Source organism: Paenibacillus ehimensis NBRC 15659 (assembly GCF_004000785.1).
In the GTDB taxonomy this organism is placed as follows: domain Bacteria; phylum Bacillota; class Bacilli; order Paenibacillales; family NBRC-103111; genus Paenibacillus_G; species Paenibacillus_G ehimensis.
Map to the genome: position 1 here is coordinate 1 of NZ_BILX01000118.1, position 12,072 is coordinate 12,072.

The following is a 12,072-nucleotide window of genomic DNA, read 5'->3' on the forward strand; positions in this document are numbered from 1 at the left end:
CTCTAATGTTTTACGCACAAATCATTTACCATAAAAACAAATGGTTGTCAAAAGCTCACTGGAAGTTTATTGAGATGGTTAAGAGCAGAGAAAGCTTTTCCGGTCCCTTTGATCCTCTGTGCATCCCCAAGTATTGAATCAAGCCAAAAGGCCTTCCGAAAAGAACCCTTCGGAAGGCAACCATCTGGTGAAATAACTAAGGCGGGACGCTTCCCAGCTTGCTCATGACCTGCTGTGGGTTGAATTGCAACCACACCAAGTCGCCGCGATCCTGCGCGCAAGGATTCGTTACCATGACTCCCGTCCTTACGGCTCTCCAGTGGATACCTCTTTATGAAGATTTGATGGAGATGTTGTTCCCCGTTACCTGCAATGATCGTTTACTTACTGGTTTCATTTTAATAAACCATAAAATTTGAATCTTTTTCTGCACGCCTTTTTAATGCCAGCAGCATTCTTTTTAGTTCATTTTTTGTTTTTGGCTCGCATATAGATCAGCTTCACATCCGGATTCTAAAATTAGCTTCACCCTAACGAGCGGCTAGTGCGATCCACTACATTTTGAATGAAAGATTGCAGTACTTCCATAAACAATCGGGCCGCCTGCCCCAAAAATTTGTCCTTGCGATAAATGATACAAATGTCTTGACTCGGGGTAGGATGCAGCAGGGTAACGGCGGTGATATTCTCGCGATTCAGATAATCCACTAGCATTCGCGGTAGGATGCAGGCCCCAACCCCTTGCTCAACCAGCAAAAGCAGCGATGATAACGTTGAGGTTACGATGGGATTGTCCAGCACGATCCCTTTCTCCTGGCAATGAGAATGAATTAATTTTGTAATCTGGTGTTCGGAACCGAACATGACCAGCTTCAATTGCTGGATTTGTTCGAACGGGATCGCCTTCGACTTCGCGAGAGGGTGATCTGATCGGATGGCCAAAGCAAATTCCTCGTGGAAAAGCGGTTCGATGATAATACGTTCGTCGGGATTCTCAGGCACCGTTGTTACGCCAAGATCCCGCGTGCCTGCGACAACCTCCTTATACACCTCCGTTGATTCCGTAACGGTAAGCGAAAGCTTGGGGTAGGACCGATGAAAATCGACCAGCAACGCGTCAAACAGCAAATCCCCATCGCCGGGAAGTATCCCGATATCCAGCTTGCCGCCTTCCATCTTTTTCAGATCCGAGATCGCCCTCTGAACATAATCTATCCGCTCAAAGATAAGCTCACTTTGCTCCAAAAGGATTTGGCCTGCTTCAGTTAACGCGATCCGTTTTCCGATGCGGTCGAATAGAGGAAGCCCCAGCTCGTTCTCCAAAAACTTAATCTGCTGGCTAAGATTCGACTGCGTGGTGCAGAGAGACTCGGCTGCTTTGGAGAAATGCATCTCCTTACATATGGCAGCAAAGTATTGAAGCTGTCTGAGTTCCATTCTTCCGCAACTCCTTCGTAAAAATCATCGTTTGCGCATCAAAAACGTCGTGCAGGTCGGTCATTAGTTATAGTGATCATTTTCATCGGAATTACGTGATTGTTGCATCATGGAAGAAAAGCTACACTTGGTTTATGAAAGCGAACCACATCAACCATAAATTGAGGAGGCACTTAAATCATGACTCAATCGATTATTCACACAAGTCAAGTTCTGCGTCAAGTCGTCATCGGGCAGGTTCAAGGAATTTCGGAGGCGCAATTCGACGTTCAACCGGCAGGCTTCAACAATACCATCCGCTGGAATGTCGGTCATATGATCTATTGGCTGGATAAGTATTCCACCCTTAGCTTTGGTTCGCCGTCCGCTATTCCTGAACATTACGAATTGATGTTTGGCTCCGGAACCAAGCCTTCGGATTGGACCGCTACTCCTCCATCTAAGGATGAGCTGCTTCAATGGTTAACGACGCAGCTTTCCCGCCTAGCGGAGCTGACGCCTGAAATGCTGGATAATGCGCTTGAAACGCCGTTTGTTTTAGGGCCGTTCCAATTCGACACCTCCGGCGAATTGTTCAACTTTGCGCTGATTCACGAAGCCATTCACCTGGGCACGATATCGAGCCAGCTTAAAGCGATCCAATGAAACTAACGGTATCGCTGCCCGTACAAAAACGCAGCCCTCCTCGGCTGCGTTACTTTTTATAGATCCTCGTCCCTCTTGCTTTTAGCCGTCGCTTTACAGGGACCTGGCAAGACGAAAGCCGAGATCATCGATTCGAAACGTGGGATGACTGCGGCGGCGGCACGTCGCCCCACAGCCTCTGGCTTCTTCGGCCCAGCTGCCGCCGCGAAAAATTTTGTAGGAGCCGTATACTTTCTCATCGTATACGTCCCAGCACCACTCCCAAACGTTTCCCAACATATCATAGAGCCCCCACGCATTCGGCCGCTTTTGACCTACCTTGTGTACCTGTCCCCCGGAGTTTTCATGATACCAGGCGATGTCATCAAGCTCCCCGTACCGATAGCCGCCCGTTCCTGCTTTACACGCATACTGCCATTCCGCTTCGGTAGGAAGACGATAGCCATCCGCCTCCCGGTTCGAAACGACACTCTCGCCATCATCACTGACCGAGTAGCATTCCTTAAGACCCGAGTGCCGGGAAAGCAAATTACAAAATAAGATCGCATCGTTCCACGAGACCTCCACAATCGGAGCCTGAGGCTCGGCATTCGGTTCAACCGTCTTGTGCACGATCGAGAAATACAATTTATTCGTAACCGGAACCGGCGCCAGCAAAAATGAATTCACCTGAGTCGTCCATGTCGTTTTGATCCGGTCGTCCCTTAATTCGACTTCACCCGCGGCGATTTTTACCATTGGATACTCAGCATACCTACGCCGTTCTCTTGACACCCCAGCTTCCTCCCGTTCATCATCCAGTAGTAAAACCTTTTCACGTAATCCTCGCAAATGTACCGGTTATCTTCGTCATTAGCCGGCGGAATGTTCGCTACTCGAAAGAAGCTTAGACCTACTACCATCGCTAAGAGCCCATAGGCGGCGCTTTGGGAATCTTCTACTGCCATCTCTCCCTTCATGTTCCGTAATCAGCCGCTCGTATTCGCCGGTATCCATAAACCTGATCGCTTCGTTAAACCGTTTCACCCGGATGTAAAATTGAGGCGTTACGCCTACGGTTTGCATAAATCTTTTTTGAAATTGCCGTTCCGGGATATGCAGATGTTCGAGCAAGTCTTTGACGGCGCAAGCTTTCCTCAATCAACAGATCGCGAGGCAGAGCCCGATGGAGCTTTTCGAGCAAAAAGCCGGTTATCAGCGAAATGCATTCCTGACTGCTTTCGGCATTCATCAACCTCGCGTTAAGCTCTTCCGCCGCGAAGCTCCTCGATAGGCGGAACTATGGCAAAGGCAATGGATTTCACGTAAGTAACCCTCCCTCCATTCTCGTAGTCTAGAATTCGGAATAATGCCGGACAATCTCTAGAGATCGTGTATAAATGCGGTCAATGACTTCGCGAGGCTCGATGACTTTGGCGGCAGTACCTAATTGAAAAAAATAATCGGATACAAATTCGACTTCGCTCTGATCCATCACGGTGTTAATGTATCCCTGATCTGAACCACTCACCATAAGATCAGGCTCTAACCAGGGCTGACTGCGACATTGCCGTATTCCTTCTTTCGTTAACTCTACGTATAATCGGAGCGGAGTCACTGGTGTTTTGGTTGTATGACTGTTCAACCATTCACTTAGAGAAACATTCGGGTTTTGGTGCTTTTCCATAACGGTCAATGAAAGAATCCGATCTGTTCGAAACAGTTTGATCACGTCATCGACTAAGTCAAGGGCTGGCATATACCAGAAGCCGCCGTACGCATAGACTCCGATTGGGGAAACTTCCCGATGGGTATTCTTTTCTTTTGACTCATATTCAATTTGCAGGACTTTCCTTTCTGCGGCGGAATCGATGATTTCTTTTAGATATCGCGACGGGACAGTTCTTTTTACATTCCAAAATGACAGAACGGCATCCAACCGATCTATTTTTCTCTTCACATCATCGGGAAGACTTGAATACAGCTTGGCTGAGACCGATTTCATCTGAATGTCAAAGGGAAGCGATTGATAAAATTGCAGGGATTGAAAAGCAAAGAAAATGGAAAATGCTTCATTCTCCTCGAAAATAATGGGGGGCAGCATCCTGTTGTTCAATACTCTGTAACCGCCGTTTCGCCCCTGTTCCGTGTAAAGAGGAACGCCCATTTCACTTAACTCTGCCAGATATCTATGAGCTGTTCGGATGGAAATATCGAATTCGTAGGCAACGTCCTGAGCAGTAAAAACTCTTTTCGCATTGACATACATCATGAGATTGAATAAGAGTTTGGCCTTGGACATATTAGCTTCACTCCTCGCCATAACATGTCAGCTATTGTCATGATATCCTTATAAACTTAATGTTGCAATGAAGAAATGCGACAAACAAGGAGGTAGCCATGAGTAATAAAAACAAGGTTATGAACGCTGCGGTACTGAACAGGTTTGGCAATCCAGATGAACTCGTTCTGCAAAAGATCGATGTACCTGAGATTGGACCGGAGGATGTACTGATTCGAGTTGAATATGCAGGGGTGGGAGAATGGGATGCCTTTGAGCGTCAAGGAGGGTATGCAGCCATGCTTGGTATACAACCCAAGTTTCCCTATGTATTAGGTTCGGAAGGGGCCGGTACTGTGGCTGCAACAGGCGAGAAGGTTGTGGAATTCAACATTGGCGATAAAGTATATGCTCCCGGATTTCTTAATCCGCGAGGCGGTTTCTATGCAGAGTATGCGGCTGTTCCTGCCGGTAACGTGTCTCGCATCCCTCTGGGCATGACGGTTCAGGAAGCAGCGGCGGTCTCCGGAATAGGGATTACTGCGCTGCGCGGACTTGAAGATATATTGCATCTCCGGCAAGGAGAGTCCATCTTGATTTTTGGCGCTAGCGGAGGTGTCGGCCACTTGGCGGTGCAGCTTGCCAAAATCAAAGGGGCTCGCGTATTTGCAGTGGCTTCGGGTAAAGATGGCGTTGAAATGGTGGAGAAGCTTGGCAGCGATGTTGTGATTGACGGCCGGGCAGATGATATAACTTTAGCGGCCTCCAGGTTCGCTCCAGATGGTTTCGATGCTGCCCTGTTTACCGCAGGCGGAGAAGCTGCTAATGCAGCGGTGGCATGTATTCGACCGGGAGGGCGCATCGCCTATCCTAATGGGATACACCCCGCGTTGCAAGCCGGCGACCGAATTAAAGTATCGGGATATAACGGCGAGCCTGATCCAGAGATTATAAGCAGACTGCATCATTACATCAAAAACGGTCCACTATCCGTTCATATCGATCGAACGTTTTTGCTGGAAGAAGCACGTGACGCACATCTAGCGCTCGATAATCATTACTTAGGGAAAATCTGTCTTAAAGTGAATGATAATCGATAGCGGCATCTATTAAAGAGATTAAGCTTCGCCTTCCCCAACGAAGGAGATCGCTCCAGAAAAAATTAAAAAAAACTTCGATTAAAGTGGTTAGAATTTTCATATATCTACAATGTATTTTCCTTATTTTACCTCAGTTTATACATTCTGCTTAATAAGTTGCCTGACATTAATCCTGTCATTTTCATTCAAAAGCTATTAAATAACCTTATCTAAGGTCGTTCATTTTTTCGTATCTGCAAGAAAATAAAAAAACTTTACCCAAGCTTTTGCCATAGTGAGGCATCTTGGGTAAAGGACGTATCCTTTGAAGTGCGTTACACGATTTATTTAACAGACCCTTGCTCCACAAGGTTTTTTTGAGTTTCTCATCTTTACTTCGAATACGGCGCTCATAAATGAAAAAGTGCGATCAGGAGCATTTCTTTAGGACCCTGTTATCAACAACTGCCCACGTTATCATTTTTGAGCTTGAGAAAAACTCAAGTAAAAAGTACTTGACTTTGAAGTTCGTACTCCAAATCATATCTTATGTACGTTCTCTTCTCCAAACCAGCTTATTGCTTGGTTTATAATTTTTTCGTTTGGATTATGAAAAAATACGACGAGGTTTTCTTTGGCTCTGGTACAACAAACATAAAATATTTTTTTTGTCCTGAGATATACCGATTCTTTTTCCCTTGTATCGCTGAATAAGTAATCAAAATTGAAATTATTCCACTTTCCATTATCTAGAAGCACAAAAACGTTTTGAAATTCAGCACCCTTGATTTTGTGTTGTGTAGAGAATGGTGTGAATCCTTCTAAATAATCATACAAATTCTGGAACTCTCGATATCTCACTTCCCTAATCCTGCTATATAGATAATCGTTTTCTTGAATAAATCTATTGTAATTATCATCTTTTCTACATAATAAGTTTTTATCTGCGTACTCAATAACATCTTCGATTGTTTTGTTCGAGAAATTATCAAACTCAGAAATAATCTCACGAATTTCTTTCTTGTTTTTTACAGAAGTTAAAGGATACTCTGTTTTCCGAATAAATTCATTGTAATTTTTCTCTTTGTATAAATGGACAGTCGATTGAATTTTAAAAAGATGTTTTATTAATGGGTCTCTATTTGAACCCTTTTTGTTCTCGTCATCTTCATCTTGCTTTTTGTCATCAATCAGTGATTCTTTGTCCAAATAAATTTTTTTAACTTCAGAATAGGGCTTATCTTTTAAACGATTGTATAATTCATTTAGCTTGGGATCTTGAATTATGAGATCTTTTTTTAACTGTTTTTTTTTATTTCTAAGTGCAACTTCATCCACAATCTGGTCAAAAGAATCACTCTCATTTATCAAAATATTTTCTTTTTTAATCTTATTTCTAACTTCGTTTTTTAAACCAATTATTGGATCTTTATCATATATTTCCATCAAACTAGGAAAACCTGCTCTAGCCGCTATTAGGTTATGCGTGAGGTATAGCTCTTTCGTTTGCTTTGAATTATTAAAATCCCAATCTTTAAAATAAGCCGTACTTTTTATTTCCTCAAGATTCCTATTTTCAGAATATAGAAATTTCACACTACCTTTCTTTACTTTTCCATCTATCATATTTGGTGCATTAGGATCTATGGAGGGCTCTTGAATTAGACCGTCAGTTCTCAATTTATTAGCTAGTTCTATCACTAATTCAGGATTTCTTCTGTTTTGTTTCTTCTGAATTTCAACTACCATCCCTGATTCAATATATTTCTTCAGATCCCCGATGCCGCCCTCATAAATTGACTGCATCGCATCTCCAAAAAAGCCAATTATGCTTTCCTTCTTACTTTTCTTCAAATGCTCTAAAAATATTTCTACAACTAACGGACTCGTATCTTGGTACTCATCAATAAAAACATACCGATACTTATCTTTTAAAATGTCGCAAAGTAAAGAATAATTCTTAAACATCACATTTGCTAATACAAGCACTTCATCATGTGAGACGATTCCTTCTCTTATGAGACTATACTCTTTATACTGTATGCCATCCTTCAAAGCATCAAAATATGTCATATCGACTGTGCCATCAGGACTTATTATGGTTGAATATTCATCATTGATAAGATTTATTAGTTCTCTTTTTAAATCTCTTTGATAAATTTTGATGCTGTCCCATAAAAAATCGTGAATAGTAGAGACTGTTAAATTAGGATGGTTGACTCTTTCTGTAATTTCTTTTACTGCTGCATTCGTATAAGTTACACAAGAAACCTTTGCCAAGGGGTTGTCATTGATTGCCTTCCTAATTACTTGAACTAAAGAATATGTCTTACCTGAACCAGCACCACCGCTTAAAAGAAAGTTTTTTTTATATTTGACACACTCAAATATTTGTTTTACTTCTAATTCTAATCGTTCTTCAACCATAGCAATCCTTCCTTTATATATGATGGGATATTCCAATTAGAAAACTCAAGACCATTTTCTTCTTTGCTATTGAGCAAAATTTCCATTGCAAAATTCGGCTTTTTGTCTACACATTTTTCTGCCAAAAAGTAAGGATCTTTATTGTGCTCAAAGTAATCTATATTTTTCAAGCTCTTAAAGTTATCTTTATTGTCAATAATAAACTGTCTGTTTAAATGAAAGAAAGCATCCTCAAAACTTCTGGGCCAGTATTGATTGCCGTCTAAATCTTCCTGGAGTGTTTGATAAACAACCAGCAAATTCCCCTTCTTATCTTGTACCCATTGCTTTAAATCAATATATTTACTAAGCAGCTTTCCTTCCAAATCTAAACTTAGGTAAAAATCCAAATCTTTCATTTTCCCTGCGTTTTTATCTGATAAATCTGACTCAATAGTTACAGCTAATTCAGAATGAGAATGTGCAAAATATTGATAAGAATTATCAAAGAAATATTTTAGTGAGGGATTTGTAGTAGTGATTGCTTCTTCATCTGTAACTTTGCACTTTTCAGTTTTCTCTCTCTTCTTTCCATTATTATCCGTCTCATATATTTTCTTAGCTGAATCTATATCAGTAATTATTAAAGACCTCATCCCTATGAAGTTTATAAACTTCTCAAATACATGCGAGTAAGCTCCCACCTCAACAATAGAGATATTTTGGGAAAGTAAAGGATTATCTTTATATTCTTGATCAATCTTTTTCATAATTGCTGGTAATAAAATTTTCTCAGTATCTCCTTCAATGAATATTGCTTTATCAACAAAAAATAATTCTGCACGATTTAGCGTCAGATACTGTTTTAAAAATTTGAAAGATTGTATTTCCCCATCTTTTTCATACTCTTTCTCAAGATCTTTTAAATTTTTCGAATTAACACTACTATTACTTGATTTATAAAAATACTTTATATCATTGAATTTACTCTCTGAGGCTATTTGACATGAATGAGTTGTAATAATTGTCTGCAAATTAAAGGACCTACCATCCATACCTGAACTCGCTTGTTTCAAAATGTCCTTAATATTTTTTATAAAAACATACTGCATTTGAGGGTGAGTATGAGCTTCTGGCTCTTCAATAAAAAGTAAATTTATGTCCGCCGGAGCTTGGTTTTCTCTCGACTCCATTCTGAACTCACTTAGTAGTATTTCAATCTCAAATATCATAGTTATTAAATTCAAATAACCTAATCCATTATAATTCTCAGGCAAAGAATATTCAGCATTATGATCATACATAACAGTTGTATTACCCTTTAAAAGTTCTCTGTGTTGCAATGTTGATGCAATCTTTATTACTGAATCTCCTTTATTTATACCACCGAATTTTCTCACCTTTTCAATTACATCAGCAAATAATCCATCATAAATTTGATTTAGATGGGAGTCCGTAGCACTTAATGTATCTTTAAAATCTTGAATCTTTTCTGACTTATTGTTTTTATCTTCTTTCTTCTCATAATATTTTGATGATAGAGCAGATAAAGTTTTATCCGTGTCATTATTAGTTACATTTCTTTTGGCACTAATCATTTTAAAATTTATAATTTTTTCAAAAAGCATACTTTCTTTTCCTAAGTCGATAAATTCCTTATCATTTTCAGTTGAAGTATTACGATCATATCCTATTGCTTTCCTATAAATTTTAAAATATTTTTTGTGATTATCTTTCAAAAACTCATTAATAGTCTTCTCTGTTTTGCTTATTTTCTTTTGTCCTTCCTTGTAATTCTGATAGTCGGATTTTAATCTCAATACATCGTCTGTTAATATGGAATATTCAAACTTAATGACAATAGTGTTATTGCTTCGTTGTTTTCAACTATTTCCCGAATTTCTTTTTGGAACCCTATATTAAAATCATCATAGGAAAAAGCATTAGCAGTTGCTCTCGTTCCAATGAACTTATCTAAAATTGAAAGTAGTGAAGTTTTTCCACAGTTATTTTTTCCTATAATTACTGATAGATCTTTCTCTAAATCAAGTTCAAACTTTTTCAATAATCTATAGTTGTTGACTTTTATTTTTCTTATTTTCATAATTTCATCTCCAATCTAGCGTACTAAATATTAGATTAAGAATTATTAAGCCAATAGATCTTATATTTCAATAATAAGACTAAAAACTCTGAAATTTAGAATATTAGAAATAAGCAAGGGAACTAGGGACTAGGGACTATTTAAGAATCTATAAAACTACAATTCGTCAAGTCCCTTCATTTTCCTTTTTTGGTTCTTCACTAAATGAAAACTTATCACAATCAATTTTTTGTATTATCCCCCTGATACCTAATACAAGTAGGTATTCCTGGTGAGAGATAAATAATAAGCAGGACACAATCAAACGTGCCCTCCCTTTTTAATCCAAATTTTAGTGCTTCAAGATAACGTTTGACTACGAACTGAAGCGTAAAATCAAGAATTATCTCTTTACATTAAATGACTTTCCTCAAAAACATCAAAAAATCTTTACTCTGACCAAACGTATTACCATGATCAGAAATCGTCTCTATCTAGGTATAGAAAAAAGCCTTTAAACACTCGGAAATCCTGTGTTTAAAGGCTTTTTGCATTATGGAGCCTAGGGGGATCGAACCCCTGACCTCATCGCTGCCAGCGATGCGCTCTCCCAGCTGAGCTAAGGCCCCTCGCTATTTATTTCTTTTGTCGTCCTTGTGAAATTCAGCGGCGACAAAAATCATAATAGCACAGCACCTAATGGCTTGTCAATCAAAAGAATTAAAGTTGCATTTTTCTGAAAATATAATGTCACTAAACATTTGATCCAATATGACTTTTCTCGATTTCGTAGAGGACTTGGTGTAAACAAACACCCACTTTTCATCAAATCGCTGATCGTTAAAGTGAAGTAACAAGTAAAAAAACTCGGATTGCGTATTTCAAAGAAGTTGCTCTCCTATTCAAATTTATAAGGAGGATGAAAACCGTCCCCCTAATTATAACATGTGTTGGTTAAAGAATTAGCACTTTAGGAATCTACATGATGCCTGAGTAAATGACTAACCCATGCTTGTGAAACTCCTAATATTTTAGCTATTTTCCTTTGTGATGCTTCTGGGTTTTCCTTCATCACTTGATGCAGACGTTTCAATGTCTCTTTCCTTCTCGCAGTAATTTTTTTCTTATTGGAAAGTGTTTTTTTTAACTCATTAGCTCGTTCGCGTTCTACCCGCTCCAAGAAAACCTGAAGTGCCGGGAGGCTTTGAATACAGGGCATACAAATATAAAATTTTTTGAAATAAATGGTTTGTTCCTTGTTCGAGCAAAACAAACATTCCTTTGCGCGATATTTACAAACGATAATCGCTTTTTTTTCGTCATCATAGAAATACTCTGTCATGACATTGGGATCAAGATTCAAAACACGTCTAACCTCCGTAGGAATTACAATTCTTCCGACTTTGTCGACCATTCTAATAATCCCGGTCAAGTTATGCTCATGCATCAACACACCTCAAACAATAACGATTTCTAGATTAAACACCGCATTTTTCGAATTTGTGCAACTAAAACGAATGCATCTAATTGTTGACTCAATTGAACCATATATTCGCTCGTTAAGCTTTCGCCTTGTTGTACCGCTTCTTCCATTTGGCTTAGGATACTTTTCATTGTGTCCTGCAATGTTTCATCGCTGAAATGGCTAATATCATATTGGGCATAATCCTCCCTTCTGGATACTAATACGCCCATCAAAAATTCCCCTTTCAATCTCTTTATTATCTGTCCTAGTAGCAATGTATCATTAATTTCATCAATTTCCGTTCGAGACCTAATAATGGGATATAAAAAAACAGGCATCATAGAACGCCTGTTTGCACAAGTCAATATTCTTGTTTTTAATGCTTTATAAGCCGGGGTCAGCTACACTAAATGAAGTGGTTTGAGTATCTTTTGCAATTTCTATAGGAAGGCTATTCAAATTTCCAATCAGAGTCAAAGATAAGACAGCAAGTAGGATAAGTTTTTTCATTATCATTCACCCCCAAAGTCATTTGATGGTTTTACAATTTAATTATATACTTTTTTTAACAAATTTGCATGGTATGGCTGGATAGGCTTTGAATATTTTGCGGAATAATACAATAAAATACGAATGCATTCTTCCCTTTCTTTCAAATCATTGATGACTCCAAAGTGATTCAAACTATGAACAATAC

11 protein-coding genes, 1 tRNA gene and 1 pseudogene are annotated in these 12,072 nt (G+C 39.3%); 2 read left to right on the forward strand and 11 right to left on the reverse strand.

What is annotated here, in order from left to right:
• Nucleotides 1-47 precede the first annotated feature (47 nt).
• Entirely contained in the window at nt 48-254 is a 207-nt protein-coding gene (locus tag PEH01S_RS36245) for a type II toxin-antitoxin system PemK/MazF family toxin (protein WP_407669518.1), read from the reverse strand.
• A 271-nt stretch (nt 255-525) separates the two neighbouring features.
• The gene (locus PEH01S_RS32615; RefSeq protein WP_127490274.1) at nt 526-1,437 is read right to left on the reverse strand and encodes a LysR family transcriptional regulator; all 912 of its coding nucleotides are present in this window, start codon (nt 1,435-1,437) and stop codon (nt 526-528) included.
• A gap of 180 nt (nt 1,438-1,617) precedes the next feature.
• On the opposite strand from PEH01S_RS32615, the gene PEH01S_RS32620 reads away from it, so the two are divergent.
• Nucleotides 1,618-2,082 carry a DinB family protein gene (locus PEH01S_RS32620; RefSeq protein ID WP_127490275.1) on the forward strand — a complete coding sequence of 155 codons (465 nt, stop codon included), beginning with the start codon at nt 1,618-1,620 and terminating at the stop codon, nt 2,080-2,082.
• 93 nt (nt 2,083-2,175) lie between these two features.
• Here the strand turns inward: PEH01S_RS32620 and PEH01S_RS32625 are convergent, their stop codons facing one another.
• From PEH01S_RS32625 to PEH01S_RS32635, 3 genes and pseudogenes are all read right to left on the reverse strand, one after another.
• Nucleotides 2,176-2,820, reverse strand: a complete 645-nt coding sequence (locus PEH01S_RS32625) for a formylglycine-generating enzyme family protein (protein ID WP_127490278.1) — start codon at nt 2,818-2,820, stop codon at nt 2,176-2,178.
• Nucleotides 2,814-3,041 (reverse strand): annotated as a pseudogene (locus PEH01S_RS35675) (hypothetical protein); the annotation flags it as partial. The gene PEH01S_RS32625 and the pseudogene PEH01S_RS35675, both read right to left, overlap by 7 nt.
• A 374-nt stretch (nt 3,042-3,415) precedes the next feature.
• Nucleotides 3,416-4,363 carry a helix-turn-helix transcriptional regulator gene (locus tag PEH01S_RS32635; RefSeq protein WP_127490276.1) on the reverse strand — a complete coding sequence of 316 codons (948 nt, stop codon included), beginning with the start codon at nt 4,361-4,363 and terminating at the stop codon, nt 3,416-3,418.
• A 98-nt stretch (nt 4,364-4,461) separates the two neighbouring features.
• Here PEH01S_RS32635 and PEH01S_RS32640 point away from each other — a divergent pair, with 98 nt between their 5' ends.
• Nucleotides 4,462-5,442 carry a quinone oxidoreductase family protein gene (locus tag PEH01S_RS32640; RefSeq protein ID WP_127490277.1) on the forward strand — a complete coding sequence of 327 codons (981 nt, stop codon included), beginning with the start codon at nt 4,462-4,464 and terminating at the stop codon, nt 5,440-5,442.
• A gap of 519 nt (nt 5,443-5,961) precedes the next feature.
• On the opposite strand, the gene PEH01S_RS32645 is transcribed toward PEH01S_RS32640, so the two are convergent.
• The 6 genes from PEH01S_RS32645 to PEH01S_RS32665 all read right to left on the reverse strand — a co-directional run bounded on the left by PEH01S_RS32645 (nt 5,962) and on the right by PEH01S_RS32665 (nt 11,605).
• On the reverse strand, nt 5,962-7,848 hold the full coding sequence (locus PEH01S_RS32645; RefSeq protein WP_025852557.1) for a UvrD-helicase domain-containing protein: 1,887 nt from the start codon (nt 7,846-7,848) through the stop codon (nt 5,962-5,964).
• Nucleotides 7,830-9,647, reverse strand: a complete 1,818-nt coding sequence (locus PEH01S_RS32650) for an ATP-dependent nuclease (protein WP_246063132.1) — start codon at nt 9,645-9,647, stop codon at nt 7,830-7,832. Before PEH01S_RS32650 ends, PEH01S_RS32645 begins: the two co-directional genes overlap by 19 nt.
• 11 nt (nt 9,648-9,658) lie before the next feature.
• The gene (locus PEH01S_RS35680; protein ID WP_246063133.1) at nt 9,659-9,931 is read right to left on the reverse strand and encodes an AAA family ATPase; all 273 of its coding nucleotides are present in this window, start codon (nt 9,929-9,931) and stop codon (nt 9,659-9,661) included.
• A 535-nt stretch (nt 9,932-10,466) separates the two neighbouring features.
• Nucleotides 10,467-10,539: transfer RNA gene (locus PEH01S_RS32655), tRNA-Ala, on the reverse strand.
• A 341-nt stretch (nt 10,540-10,880) separates the two neighbouring features.
• Nucleotides 10,881-11,273, reverse strand: coding sequence for a LexA family transcriptional regulator (locus PEH01S_RS32660; protein ID WP_307720146.1), 393 nt, complete (start codon nt 11,271-11,273; stop codon nt 10,881-10,883).
• Between the two features lie 110 nt (nt 11,274-11,383).
• A complete protein-coding gene (locus PEH01S_RS32665) occupies nt 11,384-11,605 on the reverse strand; it encodes a hypothetical protein (protein WP_084159730.1) in 222 nt (73 codons plus the stop codon).
• Nucleotides 11,606-12,072 lie beyond the last annotated feature (467 nt).